15 protein-coding genes are annotated in these 14,110 nt (G+C 61.0%); 5 read left to right on the forward strand and 10 right to left on the reverse strand.

Annotated features, from left to right (window positions below; all coding sequences use genetic code 11):
• Positions 1-27: 27 nt before the first annotated feature.
• Positions 28-468, reverse strand: a complete 441-nt coding sequence (locus ASF84_RS27865; protein WP_056842132.1) for a rhodanese-like domain-containing protein — start codon at positions 466-468, stop codon at positions 28-30.
• A gap of 98 nt (positions 469-566) precedes the next feature.
• On the opposite strand from ASF84_RS27865, the gene ftrA reads away from it, so the two are divergent.
• On the forward strand, positions 567-1,535 hold the full coding sequence (ftrA, locus tag ASF84_RS27870; protein WP_056842133.1) for a transcriptional regulator FtrA: 969 nt from the start codon (positions 567-569) through the stop codon (positions 1,533-1,535).
• A 10-nt stretch (positions 1,536-1,545) separates the two neighbouring features.
• Here the strand turns inward: ftrA and ASF84_RS27875 are convergent, their stop codons facing one another.
• Complete coding sequence (locus ASF84_RS27875; protein WP_056842134.1) at positions 1,546-2,499, reverse strand: GGDEF domain-containing protein; 954 nt, start codon at positions 2,497-2,499, stop codon at positions 1,546-1,548.
• 272 nt (positions 2,500-2,771) lie between these two features.
• Between ASF84_RS27875 and ASF84_RS27880 the strand changes: the two genes are divergently transcribed.
• Entirely contained in the window at positions 2,772-3,611 is an 840-nt protein-coding gene (locus ASF84_RS27880; RefSeq protein ID WP_056842135.1) for a suppressor of fused domain protein, read from the forward strand.
• Between the two features lie 114 nt (positions 3,612-3,725).
• Here the strand turns inward: ASF84_RS27880 and ASF84_RS27885 are convergent, their stop codons facing one another.
• The 5 genes from ASF84_RS27885 to ASF84_RS27905 form a co-directional block, all read right to left on the reverse strand.
• Positions 3,726-5,057, reverse strand: a complete 1,332-nt coding sequence (locus ASF84_RS27885) for an MFS transporter (RefSeq protein WP_056842136.1) — start codon at positions 5,055-5,057, stop codon at positions 3,726-3,728.
• Between the two features lie 87 nt (positions 5,058-5,144).
• Positions 5,145-6,074 carry a hydroxymethylglutaryl-CoA lyase gene (locus ASF84_RS27890; RefSeq protein WP_056842137.1) on the reverse strand — a complete coding sequence of 310 codons (930 nt, stop codon included), beginning with the start codon at positions 6,072-6,074 and terminating at the stop codon, positions 5,145-5,147.
• Positions 6,071-7,261 carry a CaiB/BaiF CoA transferase family protein gene (locus ASF84_RS27895; RefSeq protein WP_056842138.1) on the reverse strand — a complete coding sequence of 397 codons (1,191 nt, stop codon included), beginning with the start codon at positions 7,259-7,261 and terminating at the stop codon, positions 6,071-6,073. The genes ASF84_RS27890 and ASF84_RS27895 overlap by 4 nt, the downstream gene beginning before the upstream one ends.
• Before the next feature lie 107 nt (positions 7,262-7,368).
• A complete protein-coding gene (locus tag ASF84_RS27900) occupies positions 7,369-8,280 on the reverse strand; it encodes a LysR substrate-binding domain-containing protein (protein ID WP_056842139.1) in 912 nt (303 codons plus the stop codon).
• Positions 8,281-8,388: 108 nt separating this feature from the next.
• Positions 8,389-9,261 carry a CPBP family intramembrane glutamic endopeptidase gene (locus ASF84_RS27905; protein ID WP_056842140.1) on the reverse strand — a complete coding sequence of 291 codons (873 nt, stop codon included), beginning with the start codon at positions 9,259-9,261 and terminating at the stop codon, positions 8,389-8,391.
• A gap of 163 nt (positions 9,262-9,424) precedes the next feature.
• Between ASF84_RS27905 and ASF84_RS27910 the strand changes: the two genes are divergently transcribed.
• Entirely contained in the window at positions 9,425-9,730 is a 306-nt protein-coding gene (locus ASF84_RS27910) for an NIPSNAP family protein (protein WP_056842141.1), read from the forward strand.
• Between the two features lie 182 nt (positions 9,731-9,912).
• On the opposite strand, the gene ASF84_RS27915 is transcribed toward ASF84_RS27910, so the two are convergent.
• Positions 9,913-10,650, reverse strand: a complete 738-nt coding sequence (locus ASF84_RS27915) for a GntR family transcriptional regulator (protein WP_056842142.1) — start codon at positions 10,648-10,650, stop codon at positions 9,913-9,915.
• A 191-nt stretch (positions 10,651-10,841) separates the two neighbouring features.
• Between ASF84_RS27915 and ASF84_RS27920 the strand changes: the two genes are divergently transcribed.
• Entirely contained in the window at positions 10,842-11,675 is an 834-nt protein-coding gene (locus tag ASF84_RS27920) for an amidohydrolase family protein (protein WP_056842143.1), read from the forward strand.
• A gap of 30 nt (positions 11,676-11,705) precedes the next feature.
• On the forward strand, positions 11,706-13,010 hold the full coding sequence (locus ASF84_RS27925; protein ID WP_056842144.1) for an SLC13 family permease: 1,305 nt from the start codon (positions 11,706-11,708) through the stop codon (positions 13,008-13,010).
• Positions 13,011-13,338: 328 nt separating this feature from the next.
• On the opposite strand, the gene ASF84_RS27930 is transcribed toward ASF84_RS27925, so the two are convergent.
• Both ASF84_RS27930 and ASF84_RS27935 read right to left on the reverse strand, forming a co-directional pair.
• Complete coding sequence (locus ASF84_RS27930; protein WP_056842145.1) at positions 13,339-13,776, reverse strand: hypothetical protein; 438 nt, start codon at positions 13,774-13,776, stop codon at positions 13,339-13,341.
• On the reverse strand, positions 13,773-14,057 hold the full coding sequence (locus ASF84_RS27935) for a hypothetical protein (protein WP_056842146.1): 285 nt from the start codon (positions 14,055-14,057) through the stop codon (positions 13,773-13,775). The genes ASF84_RS27930 and ASF84_RS27935 overlap by 4 nt, the downstream gene beginning before the upstream one ends.
• Between the last annotated feature and the right edge of the window lie 53 nt (positions 14,058-14,110).

A 14,110-nucleotide genomic window follows, 5' to 3' on the forward strand; every position in this document is an offset into this window, starting at 1 on the left:
CGCCCGGCAACGGGCGCTGCGCAGTGTTCAACAGGCGCAAGCGATCGCGGTGTGCGAAGCGGCCTGGGCACCGGTCTCGCTCGTCAGGGCCAGGCCCTCATCGAGCCAGCCGGTCACGCCGCCGATCATCTCCTTGACCGCATAGCCGAGGTGCGCCAGGCGTGCAGCGGCCCGGTGCACGCCATTGCAGTGGGGGCCGGCGCAGTAGACGACAAACAGGCTGTCGGCCGGAAACACCGCCAGGCGCTCAGGCGTGAGGGTGCGGGTCGGCAGGTTGATGGCGCCAGGCACGTGCCCGGCGGCAAAGGCCTCGGGGCTGCGCACATCCACCAGCACATAGTCGACCTGGCCGGCCTGCTGGCTGTAATGCACATCGGAACAATCGGTTTCAAAGCGTAGACGGTCACTGAAATGCGCCAGGGCTTGTGCGGCGGGGGCGGCGGGGGTCTGGCTGATCAGGCTGGGCATGCGGGCATTCCTGGCTGGGGGTGGGGTGGCCCTACTGTAAGCAGGGTGCGCACTGCGCTACAGTGGCGGATTCGACATCAACTGGTAGTTTTCCGCCAATGAGCGACGCCCCCGGTCTGGTGGCCATCCTGGCCTACGATGGTTTATGTACGTTCGAGTTCGGCATCGCCATCGAGATGTTCGCGCTGCCAAGGCCGGAGTTCGATTTTGCCTGGTACCGGCACTGCATCGTCGCCGTTGATCCCGGCGTGATGCGGGCGGTCGGTGGCTTTACCGTGACCGCCGACGCCGGTTACGAGGCGCTCGACCAGGCGCAGACGATCATCATTCCAGGCTGGCGAAACCGCGATGAAGCGCCACCCCAGGCGCTGCTGGACGCGCTGTGCCATGCACACGCCCGCGGAGCGCGGTTGCTGTCGATCTGCTCGGGGGCCTTTGTGCTGGCGGCCACCGGGCTGCTGGATGGCCAGCGCGCCACGACCCATTGGCGCCATGCCGATGAACTGGCGCTGCGCTTTGCAGCGATCGAGGTCGATGCGGCCGTGCTGTATGTCGACAGCGGCCAGTTGATCACGTCGGCGGGGAGTGCGGCCGGCATCGATGCCTGCCTGCACCTGATCGAGCGCGACTTTGGCGCACATATCTCCAACAGCGTCGCCCGGCGCCTGGTGATGGCCCCGCTGCGTTCCGGTGGCCAGGCACAATTCATTCCGGCACCGGTGGCCCGGACGCCGCGCCATGACCTCGCGGCTATCCTGGACTGGGCACGCGAGCACCTGGCCGAGCCGCTGACGGTCCCGCAACTGGCGGCCAGGGCACTGATGAGCGAGCGCACCTTCCTGCGGCGTTTCAGCGAGGCCACCGGCATGACCCCGAAAGGGTGGCTGCAACATGCGCGCCTGGCGCAGGCGCGTTTACTGCTGGAAAGTACGCGGCTGAACACCGAGCAAGTGGCCCAGCGCTGCGGCTTTACGTCCGTGGAGAGCTTTCGGGTGGCCTTTCGCAAGGGCGTCGGACTCGCGCCTTCCCTCTACCGGGACCGCTTCGGCAAGCGACCGCCGCCCTGACTCATGCGCTTTAACGCAGTGCTGCGAGCCCTTCGGGCCTGTAGACATTGACCTGCGCACGCCCCGCCGCCTTGGCCTGGTACAGCGCTTCATCCGCCCGGCGCTTGAGGGTGTGCACGTCCTGCCCGGCTTCGGGATAAAACGCCACGCCGATGGACGACGAGGTCTTGATCTGCAGGCCCTTGATGGCCCAGGGGTGCTGCAACGCTTCACAAAGGCGCTGGGCAATATCCGTGGCCTGATCGCGTCTGGCACAGGCCAGGAAGATGATGAATTCGTCGCCGCCGATACGTCCGAACAAGTCCGCGTCGCGCAAGGCATGCCGTGTCCGGCGGGCGAACGCGACCAGCAGCTCGTCACCCACGGCGTGGCCCAACTGGTCATTGATGCGCTTGAAATTGTCCAGGTCCAGATACAGCAGCGCCGCGCCGGCATCGCGATGGGCGGATGCGTTGAGCGCCGCCAGGCGTTGCGAAATCATGTCCATGATGCCGCGCCGGTTGGGGATGCCGGTCAGCGCATCCACGAAGGCGAGGTGCCGCAGGCGGTTTTCGCTGACCTTGAGCGCCTCTTCGGCCAGCTTGCGCTCGGTGATATTGCGGCTGACGATGACCAGCCGGTGGCGCTTGCCATCGCTGTCGAAACTCGGCGTCTTGATCACTTCCCAGGTGTTGATACGCCCGTCCAGGCCCATGAACGATTTCTCGACCATCGTCGCGTGCCCGTTCTGCCAGGCCAATGTGTCGGTTTCGATGTTGTAGCGAAAACCGTCGGCGTACACCGGCCGGACCATGATCAACTCTCCATCGGTGATGCCGATGTAGTCGAAGCCATCGAGTCCATAGGCTTTGAGCGCCGTCTCGTTGCAAAAGAGCCAGCGCCCCTCACCGTCCTTGACGACGATGAATTCCTGGATCGAGTCCAGCAGGGACTGCAGATCTACAGCATCGGATCGAGTGTTCATGGTCGTACTTCACGGCGAGGTAGTGAGCGGCAATTCGCTGTCGCCTTATCGGCCGGGCCCGGGCTTTGGATAGGCCGCCTGTCTGCGATGGGCGCGGCGAGTGGTAGACCGTTGCCGGTTGTGGAAATTCGAATACAGGTGCAGAGGCCGTCATCGCCCGCGGCTGCCGGCCGTGGCGTGCCTGTCAGCCACGGGTGGCTCAGGAACAAAACAGGCTTTTGCGTTTCATAACCCAGACCCGCAGACCATAGCCAACTCAGCCAGGAACGCCTGTGAATTTCCTCAAGAAGCTTCTCGGTTCATTCAAAAGCCCTTCCAGCCAGCAGGACGCCCAGCCCACAGCGCCACCCCCCGAACACCACGAGCCGGTGACGCCTGGCAATCCGGCGGATGAGGCTGAAGCGGCCAACCAGGCCGCCCGCCACGCCAGCGCCGCGTGTCTGGACCGCCACTGGAACGCGGTCGGCAGCGTCGAGCAGGATGTTCTTTCCTACCTCATCAGCCCGAGCCTTTCGGGTGGCCCTTACTGGCCTTCGACCCGCCAGGCCTACCGCGTGATTCGCCGTGGCAATAGCGTCATCATGGCCACCGACGGCTTGTCAGACCCCTTCGACGATACCGAAGGCATGGGCAATGGTTTCGAGATGGAGTTGTTCGTGGAAACCGCCGATATCCCCGAACATGCCCGTGGCGCCGTGGGCGAAGTCGATCCCTTGAAGCGCAGTTGGGTCTTTGAACTGGTGGAGAACGTGGCCGGGACCGTGGCCGGTGCTGGCGGCATCACCTCCCAGCTTGACCAGCACGGTGTGCTATCGCTGGAAATTCCAGGCTTCAGCCAGTCGCACCACCTGAGTGATCAACTGCCTGCACATTTCGTGACCGATGACGACGCCATCGGCGTCTTGCTGGGCGCGCCTGAACCGGATTTCCCCACGCGCCTTGATGACATGCCCTTATCCCCGGTCAGGTTGGTGCCGGTGGTACTGATCACCGCGTCGGAGCTTGAATACGTGCGCTCAGGCGGACGAGCGGCGCGTGAGGACCTGGTGAGCCGTCTGACGGCGGCGGGCATCGGGCACAGGAGCAGCCTGCATCGCGCCAGTGTTGTCTGATACAGCGTGTGCTCCATGAGTGGCGATGCAGGTCAGCACATGGCTTCAGCGCTTGCGCCTACTCGCCAGCAGGGTGGGGGGCGCGAGTGGCGGAAGTCGTGACAGCCGTGAAGGTCATTTTTTATCGCGTGTCCTCAGGCGTTCAGGCAGGCCCCACATCAAAAGTGCCGCGGCAAGCAGGCTGGTAAAGCCAATAAGGTAAAGCGCCGGCGTTGTGCTGCCCGTGATGTCTTTTATAAACCCCACCATGACGGGGCTGACAATGCCGCCCATTTGTCCAATCGTATTGATTAACGCGATGCCGCCGGCAGCCCCTGCCCCCGCGCCCGCCAGCAGCTTGGGGGGCAGCGCCCAGAATGCCGGTATCGAGGCGATGATGCCTGTGCCCATGAGCGCCAGCGAGACGATCAGAAAGACTGTGTGATTGGCGAAGATGCCGGCACTGACAAATCCGATGGCACCGACAATGACCAGCCCACATACAAACTTGCGCCGCTCGCCTGTTGCATCCGACAAACGCCCAATGACAAGCATGCTTATGGCCCCGCAGACATAGGGTACGGCGGTCAGCAGGCCAATGAGCGTCGGGCTTTCAGTACCTGCGCTTCGGATCAGTTGTGGCGCCCAGAAATTGAGCCCATAGGACGCCACCTGGATAAGGAAATAGATAAGCGCCAACATCGCGAAGCCGGGTAACTTCAAGGCCGACAGTAACGAGCCGTGTGGCTGGTTAGGCTCATGGCTGGCAATGCGAGAGGCCAGGTAGGTTCGCTCATCCGGGCTGAGCCAATGAGCATCTTTAATCTGATCTTTCAGGGTGAAAAAGACGACCAGGCCCAAGCCAACACAAGGAATACCGCCCAGCAGAAATAGCCAGTGCCAACCCCGCATCTCGAGCAGGCCATCCATATGCCCCAGCACTAAACCAGAGACGGGTGCCCCTATCAGCCCCGCGAACGCTGAGGCCAGAAACAACGTTGAGGTAATTCGACCACGGTAATTCTGCGGGAACCATAACGTCAGGTAGTACAGCACCCCAGGCGCAAAGCCGGCTTCCATTGCACCGATGAGAAAGCGCAGGACATAGAACTGCCAGTCTGCCGTAACGAACACCATCAACGCCGTCGCGACCCCCCACGACATCATGATGCGGGCAATCCAGCGACGTGCGCCCACTTTGTAAAGCATCATGTTGCTTGGGACTTCGAACAGCACATAGCCCACCACAAACAAGCCCGCCCCCAATCCATAGGCGGTATTGCTTAACCCCAGGTCAGCCTGAAGTTGAAATTTGGCGAAGCTGATATTGATGCGGTCAAAAAATGCGAAGAGATAACAGATCATGATCAATGGCATGAGGCGCCATGCCACTTTCGAGATCAGTTTTTTCTCATCGATTGATGTGGCAGCGATGCCGTCATCCGCAGTAGAAACAGAAACAGACATGGTCGTTCTCCAACTGAGCCCCTTCAGGAGCCGCTTTTGTTTTTGTTGTCTGGTTGGCGACAGAAATCGCCGGATAGAACACTGGATTCAGTGCGACGGTCGTGGATGCAGGTCGCAGTTTCGTCCTGCTTTTACAACTTGCCCGGGCATGTCATGCCCCAGCAATAGCGGCAAGGTGCGCGACAGGGCCAATAAATGCGGGAGGTCGATGCCTGTAGGGATTCCCATCTCGGTGCACAGATTTACCAGGTCTTCCGTGCATATGTTTCCGGATGCGCCCGGCGCAAAAGGGCACCCGCCCAGGCCGCCGAGCGACGCGTCGAAACGTCGAGCCCCGGCTTCATAGGCCGCCAATACATTGCTCAGGCCCAAGCCACGGGTGTTGTGAAAGTGCAGCGTAAGCGCTGTCGTCGGTACCCGATCCAGAATGCGCTGCACCAGGTCATAGACCTGACGTGGATTTGCCATGCCGGTTGTATCCGCCAACGTAACGCCCTGCACACCGAGTTCCAGGTAAGCGTCGACCAATCGCATGACGACGTCTTCTTCGATGCGGCCTTCGAATGGGCAGCCGAATGTTGTGGCTACAGTGCCGTTCAGAAGAACGGTGCTACCGCGAACCAGCGATACCACTTCACCAAAGGCGGTCAGCGATTGCTCTCGCGTCATGCGCATATTGGCCTGGTTGTGACTCTGGCTGGCCGACAACACCAGATTCAGCTCGTCCGCATTGGCCTGTATCGCGCGCTGGGCACCTTTCAGGTTGGGTATGAGCGCAACGTAAATCACTCCGGCATGGCGCTGGATTCCCTGGAAGACCTCTTCGCCGTCGCGCAAGGCTGGAATGGCCTTGGGCGACACAAATGACCCGGCTTCAATGCGGCTGAAACCGCATGACGACAACTGATTGATCAGGTTGATCTTATCGGCTGTTTCAACCCAGACAGGCTCAATTTGCAGACCGTCGCGAGGAGAGACTTCTTGAACGATGAGGCGCTGCGAATAGTCGGTAATCATTGCACCACGCCCTCGTCTTTCAAGCGCGCAATGGCATCTTCAGTCAGGCCCAGATCGGCCAGAACCGCCTGGGTATGTTGCCCCAGGCCTGGCCCTTGCCAGTTCACGCTGCCTGGTGTTTCTGACATTTTGGGAACAATGCCTGGCATCTTGACGCGGGCACCGCCTGGCAGATCGGCATCCAGAATCATGTCCCGGGCAAGATAGTGTGGGTCGGCAACGATATCGGCTACGGAATAGATGCGCCCGGCAGGCACTTCGGCCTTTTCCAGGGTGTCGAGGACGACATCGATCGTATGCCTTGCGCTCCAGTGGCTGATCGCTTCATCGAGTACGTTGCATTGCAGGGCCCGACCATCATTGTGCGCAAAAGCAGGATCCTCCCCCAAGTCCGCCCGGCCAATTGCAGCCATGAGACGTTTGAAAATAGGATCGCTGTTGCCAGCAATCACAACGTAACCGCCATCGGAGGTGGGGTAGGTATTGGAGGGCGCGATGCCCGGTAGCGCGCCGCCGCTACGCTCACGCACATGGCCAAGCATGTCGTACTCCGGCACGAGGCTTTCCATCACGTTGAAGACGCTTTCTGCCAGCGATACATCTACAACCTGCCCTTCACCTTGTCCCGTCTTGACCCGCAAGAGCGACATCAGTGCGCCGATGACCGCATGCATGGACGCCAGGGAGTCTCCGAGGCTTACTCCCACGCGTGCCGGTGGCGTGCCAGGCGTCCCCGTCGTGTACCGGATACCGCCCATCGCCTCGCCAATGGCGCCGAAACCAGGGCGGTCACGATAAGGGCCCGACTGGCCATAACCCGAGATCCGCACCAATGTCAGCTTTGGGTTCAGCGCGTGAAGAACATCCCAGCCAATACCCAGTTTCTCGAGTGCACCCGGCCGCAGGTTTTCAATCAGCACATCAGCGCTCTGCGCCAGTTGCTTGACGATGGCGATGCCTTCAGGCGACTTGAGGTTCAAGGCCAGGGATTTTTTGTTGCGCGATTGCAGGTACCACCAAAGAGAAGTGCCTTCGTGCAACTTTCGCCATTTACGAAGAGGATCTCCCTGCCCCAGCGTTTCGATCTTGATCACCTCGGCACCAAACTCCGCCAGTATGCGAGCCGCAAACGGGGCCGCGATAAGGGTGCCGATTTCGATTACGCGAATACCGCTCAGAGCCGTCATGGCACGTCCTCTTGTTTCTTGGAATTTGAGCCAAGACTAGAGGACGGGTGCTTGTGCAATCCAACGGTGATTTGGAAAGGGGCGTTCGCGTTTCGCGAACGAGTGATTCAAGGCCGGGGTTGCTGCAGATGGTCAAATAATAACCGGCTCACCGGCGACAAGGACTCGCGCTCGCGCACCAATAACATCAGGGTCCGCTCAGACCATTCATCGCTGAGGTGTACGGCCGTCAGCCCCAGACCTCGCCCAAACAACTCGAATGCCTTGAGCGGCAGAATACCGATGCCCATGTTGGCTTGAACCATACGGCACACGGCATCGAACCCCGGGACATGAATACGCAGCCGCAGGGGTTCGCCCAAGGCCTTGGCCGCTGTATGGATACGGTTATTGATGGAGCTGGCAGCGTGCAGGCCTATCTGGTCGTATGGCAATGTCTCGAGGAAAGCGACTTCACCGCAGTGTGCCAGCGGATGATCATTGCGCATGGCAACGATCAGCCGGTCGCAGCGATAGGGCACAGACAAGAGCCCATGCGCATCGCTATCCATCGAGCAGATACCCACGTCGGCCACACCGTCGATGATGCCCTGGACCACGCCGTCACTGGGTCGCTCTTCCAGATCAACCTTCACGTGTGAATGATTCAAGACGAAATCGTGCAGGTCTTCCGGTAAAAACTGGATGATCGCCGAGAGGTTGGCAAGCATGCGAACGTAGCCGCGCAGGCCCTGCAAATGCTCGCCAACCTCGATGCCCACCTTTTCGACCTCTGTCAGCATGCGACGGGCATGATGCAGGAGGGTTTCGCCCGCGGCTGTCAGCGTCATTCCCTTCGCCGTGCGCGAAAACAAGGGAATGCCCAAAACAGCCTCAAGCTCCACTAACCGCTTACTGGCAGCTGAAACCGCGATGGCTTCCCTTAACGCCGCACGCGTCAATGTGCCTTCTTCATGGACCGCCACGAACAACTGCAGAGTGACCAGATCCAGGCGCCGGATAAGCTGTTTGTGAAGCATGAGGCGTTTCCAGGGATGGAGAAAAAACCAGCTTAACCCAGCGCAACCGATGGGTGCGCGCGCCGGTTTGTTCAGCGCATTCAATGTTTCGCAAGACGTAGAAAAGGATCACTCTCTTTTCAGGTTCCTAGGGTCTGTTGCCGTTTCAGCACGAGCCGCGTTGCCGGGCCCAATCTCGCCAGGCGGTGTTGGGCACGCAACCCGAAGGGCCGGGCCTGTTTTGCCGCGAGACTGCGTTACTCGCCACTCATCTGGAATGACCAGACTTCGCGGCGCCTGCCTTGCCAACAGCAGCCCCCGCACCATGCCCAGGGCGAGCACCGAACTGTGCAGCAGCAAGGGCGCCAGCAGGCCTGCGCTGCGTATCCGGGCGTGCGCCAGGATGACCGCGATCAGGCTGAACAGCAGTAAGCCTGTCCAATGCGGCTGATGCTGGTACGCGAAAAGGTAAAGGACGCTGGTCGCCAGGATCGCCACATACCGCCAGACGCGTTGCTCAACGGGGAACAGGCGGATCAGAAAGTGCCGGTACAGCAACTCCTCGGTCAGAGGGAGAACGGTGAGCAACAGGGTAAGCACCAGCACCCTCTGCGCCATCGAAGCCTTCAAGCCAGGCGTCGCCACCAACGGTTCGGGCCCATACCCAAGCGCAAGGTCCAGGCCGGTGCAAACCAAGACACTGACCACCAGCCAGGGAAAACACCGCTTGAACGTTGCGGCCACGTCATGGCCCATGACGGCACGCACGCCACCGCTATGGCGACGCTCGAATACGGCTACGGCCAGCAGCACGGTGGCCTGGACACTGCCGATCATCAAGAGCTGTAGCCCGGTCCAGCCACTGGCCCCAACGATCCTCATCAGCACTGCTTGAGTCGCCAAGCCTGAAGCGATCGCCAGCAAGAGCATCGCAAGACGACGCCGCCAGGAATAGGCGTCTATGCAGGCGGCGGATTGCCCGCCAGGTGCTTCGTTCTTCACGCCCTGTTTCCTTGAACGATGGAGAGGGTGGGCATGTTACTGAACCGTGCCACAGGGTTCACTGACTTTGCAGCGCTTCAGGCCGGCCCTTGTCTCGCAACAGCCGGCTGGCGTATACAAGGCGGCACATTTTTACTGTGCCCCAACCCAAAGGACGGACCCCGTGATTACCTGCCACCTCAAATACGTCATCGACCCCTACCAACTGCCGGCCTTCGAACGCTACGCGCGTCAATGGATCGGCCTGGTGAGGCGCTTTGGCGGCCAGCACCACGGCTACCTCATGCCCTCGGAAGGCGCCAACAACATTTCCTATTGCTCGTTCAGCTTTGCCAGCCTGGCCGATTACGAACGCTATCGGCAGGACGCGGCGCAAGACCCTGAATGCATGCGGCTGATGGACGAGGCCAACGAGCTGAAGTTCATTGTGAGCTACGAGCGCAGCTTCATGCGGCCTGTGTTCGAGTGAAACCCGGTACGGCATCAAGCCTGTAGGCGCGCGGGGGCGGCCATCTGTCTTGCCGGCGACCGGCTGCGTCAGCAGTCGTAAATTTTCAGCGTTTCCGAAATTTTTCGAGCGCTAGCGCACTCGGTCGCCGGCAAGCGGGCTCCTACAGGTCTGGTTGCAGCCTGACATGACCCTTTTGAACCTCAGGAAATCTCGATCTGGTAACGGAACCCGCCGGCCGCGGCGCGGGACAGGCGGTATTCCAGGGGGGATCGGTCATAGCCCAACGCCGTGCGCTCGATGGTGACCACCGGTGCACCGACCTCGATCGACAGGGTCTCGGCCATGGCCTTGTCGGCCGCGCCGACGGTAAGGGTTTCTTTGGCTGAGGCGATGCATTGTCCGCACTGCTTTTCATAGAGTGGATAGAGCAATTCACCGAAGCTCGCCGAGTCGATTTCCATCAAGGCCCCGAAGCGGCTGGCGCAGAGCCAGATTTGCTCGTGAAACAACACGCGGCCTTCGACCATGCGCAGGCGTTCCATGTACACGACCTGCTCACCCTCGCTCAGCGCCAACGCATCGGCCACCGCCTTCGACGGGGCCTGCAAGGCTTTGCTGAGGATACGGCTGGTGGGGATTTCACGTCCGCCGCCGGCATTCACCTGGCGAAAGAAACGCGCCAGCGAAGTCTCGAAGTTCGGACGGCGCACAAAGGTGCCACGGCCCTGGCTGCGCAGCAGCAGCCCTTCATTGACCAGCGTATCCACGGCCTTGCGCACCGTGCCGATGGCCACGCCGTAATGCCGGGTCAGCTCCGCCTCCGTGGGAATAGGGGCGTCAGGGGTCCATTCGCGGGCCGCGATCTTGGCCAGCATTTCTTCTCTGAGGCGCTGATACAGCGGCAGCCGCTCGTCGTATCCCAAGGTTGATGTGTTCATTTCTTGATCAGTCCTTATCCGATGCCGATGCACTTTATCACTGCGGCATTGATTGACAGATATCGAGCACTAAAGATATGGTCATACATTCATCTATATGAATCTGCGCAACCCTACAATTTAGTTCGTTTCCCGGCCTGCTCGCTGTTGGCAAGCCTCGTCACGACCACAACAAATCACGGTTTCTGCTTATGACGCTTTCCCTGTCGCCCTGCCTGCAAGGCGTGGACACGCACGCGCACATCTTCCGCCAGGATTTGCCGATGGTGCCTGGCCGCCGCTATAGCCCTCACTACGATGCGTTGGTCGAGGACTACCTCAAGCACCTTGATCGCCATGGCCTGGCGTACGGCGTGCTGATCCAGCCGAGTTTCCTCGGCACCGATAACCACTACCTGCTTGCGGCGCTAAGGCGTTATCCACAGCGGCTGCGAGCCGTGGCCGTGGTCGAGGCCGACGTCAGCGAGGCGCAACTGGACGAGTTGGCCGAGGCCGGCGTGGTGGGCATTCGGCTCAACCTGATCGGCAAGGCCCTGGCCGACTACACGGGCCCTGCCTGGACCGGCCTGTTCGAGCGCCTGGCCCGGCGCGGCTGGCAGGTCGAGATTCAGCGCGGCATCGACGACGTGGCACTGATCGTGCCGGACATCCTCGCGTGTGGCGTCGAGGTGGTGATCGATCATTTTGGCCTGCCCACGGCGGGCATCGAGCCTGAAAAGCCCAACCACAAGGCCTTTCTCGGGTTACTGGCCGACGAGCGCGTCTGGCTCAAGCTCTCGGCGCCTTACCGCAGCCAGTCGAACCTTGAGCAGGCCCGGCAGGTTCTGGCGCAGGTGCGCGAGTCGAGCGGCGGCATCGCGCGATTGCTCTGGGGCAGCGACTGGCCCAACACCCAGTTCGAAGACCAGACCGACTACGAGCGTCAGGTCGCTTTCATCGAAGCGCTGCTACCGGACCCGAACGAACGCACCCGGATACTGCTGACTAACCCGGCGAAGCTGTTCGGCTTCGACGTTTCGCGCTAAACGACCCATAACAACAATAGGACATTCCTTATGATGAGCCTGCTCGTCGTGGCGGCAATCGTGGTTGCCGTCGCCCTTGGCTACAAGACCAGGATCAACATCGGTCTTTTCGCCATCGCCTTCGCTTACCTGATCGGCTGTTTCGGAATGGGGCTGAGCCCTTCCGAAATCATCGGCATGTGGCCGCTGAAGATCTTCTTCATCATCTTTGCGGTGTGCCTTTTCTATAGCTTCGCCACGGTCAATGGCACCCTGGAAAAGCTGGCCGAGCATTTGATCTACCGCTGCCGAAGCATGCCCCAGTTGCTTCCCTTCGCGGTGTTCTTTACCGCCACGCTGATTGCGGCAATGGGCGCTGGCTACTACACAGTGCTGGCCTTCATGGCGCCGATCACCCTGTTGCTGTGCCAGCGCACAGGCATGAGCCTGATCACCGGCAGCATGGCGGTGAACTATGGCGCCTTGAGCGGCGCCAACTTCGTCTCCAGCCAGAGCGGCATTATCTTTCGAGGCCTGATGGTCAACGCCGGCATCCCCGAGAACGACGCCTTCATCAATGCGACCGCCATCTTCCTCAGTACCCTGGTGATTCCACTGCTGGTGATTTCCGTGCTGGTGTTTCTGACCGGGCAGGGCAAGGCGCTGAAGGCGTCTGCCTACGTAGCCACCGAGGCGACACCGCTGAACCGCGAACAGAAAATCACGCTGTGGCTGACGCTGACGATGATGGTCATTGTCCTGGCGGCACCTATCGCCCAGATCGCTTTCCCGGATAACACGACGGTACGCTTTCTCAATTCCAAAATGGACATCGGCCTGATCGCCAGCGTGTTTTCCGTCATTGCGCTGCTGCTCAAGCTGGGTGACGAACGCAAGGTCATGGCCTCGGTGCCCTGGGCGACGTTGATCATGATCTGTGGCGTAGGCATGCTCATCTCGGTGGCCATCAAGGCCGGGACCATTAATCTGCTGGCCTCGTGGATGGGCAGCAGCATCTCGCCGGTCATGGTGCCGATTGTCTTTGGCATCGTGGCGGCGTGCATGTCGCTGTTCTCCAGCACCCTGGGCGTGGTCACGCCGGCACTGTTCCCGATGGTGCCGCCGATTGCCGCCGCCATCGGGCTGGACCCCATGGTGCTGTTCGTGGCCATCGTGGTCGGCGCGCAGTCGACGTCCATCTCGCCATTTTCATCGGGTGGCAGCCTGATACTGGGCTGCTGCCCGACCGATCAGAGCCGTGCCTCGTTGTTCCCGCAGTTGCTCTTGCGCGCCGCACCGCTGGGGTTTGCGGCGGCACTGATATTCAATGCGGCTTTTACCTTTGCCTTGTTTTAAAAAGGCCAGGCCGGCACGCAGCGTCTGTAAGTCCGCTGCTGCCGCAAGGCTGCCTCTCTCAGGCAAAGATTAAGTTACTGATTTTATTGAGTTTAAAAAACCTGTGGGAGGCGGCTTGCCGGCGATTGAGCGCGAAGCGCTCACAGACATCTGCGAAACGCTGCAAATCTACGACTGCTGCGCAGCCGGTCGCCGGCAAGCGGGCTCCCACAGTATCGTGCCAGGCCCGAAATCCAGGGCGACACCAAACCTGTGGGAGGCTGCTCGGCTGCGGGCGGCGATCCGATGGTGAGGCCGGTAGGGGCGACGCCTATGCCGTGTCTGTCAGTCAGCCCTCGCCAGCAGAGCACTGCATCTGTTCACGTATCTCCTGTGCCGTCCGCCCTCGGGTCTCTACCTTCGAGCCCTGCACCTGCAACCGGGTAATTTCCTCCTCGGTCAGTCCCAACTCACGCAAGCCCTCCAGCCATTGCTGAAAGCGCCTGGGCGCGGTCTGCCGGGCGTTGGGCCCCTTGGCCCGCAAACACGCCTCACACCTGTCCTCCGGGTGCGGCCTGGCGGCCCAGGTGCCCGGCCGCCGGTATTCATAGCGGCCACACTCGCAACGGCACAGCCACAGCGTGCCTTTGCCCGAGCGGCTGGCGCGATACCAGGCAATGGCCGTCATCTTGCCGCGTTGCCTGCCGGTGTAGTCCGTGGCCTGCGCCGGACGCGGTGAGAGGCTGGGCAGCGTGTCGAAACCCGGGTGCGCGTTGGAAGAATTCATACGCGCCTCCATTGGCGGGCAATGCCGATCAGCGCTCGACCGATCTGGCCGTTGTTGATCGTATGGCCATGCACGAAGTCGTCGGCCGAGGCGAGTGCGCGGGCCTGCACCGTGGCGTCGGCGCTGGCGATCAAGGCGCTTGCAAGCTCGGCCTCGGCGGCCGTCAGGAAGGGGCCGAGCAATGGCCCGGTTACCTTGGGGTGATGGACGAAGAACAGCTCGGTGGCTTTTTTCGGGCAAGCCGATCCCGTTGGCGCTGAAGCGCCGTTTTTATTGTTCATGAGGTTTTCCGCTGGCCCTGCGGCCTGGAATGCAGCACATCATCGCGGTCACC

This window comes from Pseudomonas sp. Leaf127, from assembly GCF_001423155.1.
Classification (GTDB): Bacteria; Pseudomonadota; Gammaproteobacteria; order Pseudomonadales; family Pseudomonadaceae; genus Aquipseudomonas; species Aquipseudomonas ovata.

Bases quoted from the DNA above. Each gene is read 5' to 3' on its own strand.
- ASF84_RS27925 (WP_056842144.1), top strand. From the start codon at position 11,706: ATGATGAGCCTGCTCGTCGTGGCGGCAATCGTGGTTGCCGTCGCCCTT.
- ASF84_RS27875 (WP_056842134.1), bottom strand. From the start codon at position 2,499: ATGAACACTCGATCCGATGCTGTAGATCTGCAGTCCCTGCTGGACTCG.
- ftrA (WP_056842133.1), top strand. From the start codon at position 567: ATGAGCGACGCCCCCGGTCTGGTGGCCATCCTGGCCTACGATGGTTTA.
- ASF84_RS27900 (WP_056842139.1), bottom strand. From the start codon at position 8,280: ATGCTTCACAAACAGCTTATCCGGCGCCTGGATCTGGTCACTCTGCAG.
- ASF84_RS27920 (WP_056842143.1), top strand. From the start codon at position 10,842: ATGACGCTTTCCCTGTCGCCCTGCCTGCAAGGCGTGGACACGCACGCG.
- ASF84_RS27865 (WP_056842132.1), bottom strand. From the start codon at position 468: ATGCCCAGCCTGATCAGCCAGACCCCCGCCGCCCCCGCCGCACAAGCC.
- ASF84_RS27935 (WP_056842146.1), bottom strand. From the start codon at position 14,057: ATGAACAATAAAAACGGCGCTTCAGCGCCAACGGGATCGGCTTGCCCG.
- ASF84_RS27915 (WP_056842142.1), bottom strand. From the start codon at position 10,650: ATGAACACATCAACCTTGGGATACGACGAGCGGCTGCCGCTGTATCAG.
- ASF84_RS27895 (WP_056842138.1), bottom strand. From the start codon at position 7,261: ATGACGGCTCTGAGCGGTATTCGCGTAATCGAAATCGGCACCCTTATC.
- ASF84_RS27885 (WP_056842136.1), bottom strand. From the start codon at position 5,057: ATGTCTGTTTCTGTTTCTACTGCGGATGACGGCATCGCTGCCACATCA.
- ASF84_RS27930 (WP_056842145.1), bottom strand. From the start codon at position 13,776: ATGAATTCTTCCAACGCGCACCCGGGTTTCGACACGCTGCCCAGCCTC.
- ASF84_RS27890 (WP_056842137.1), bottom strand. From the start codon at position 6,074: ATGATTACCGACTATTCGCAGCGCCTCATCGTTCAAGAAGTCTCTCCT.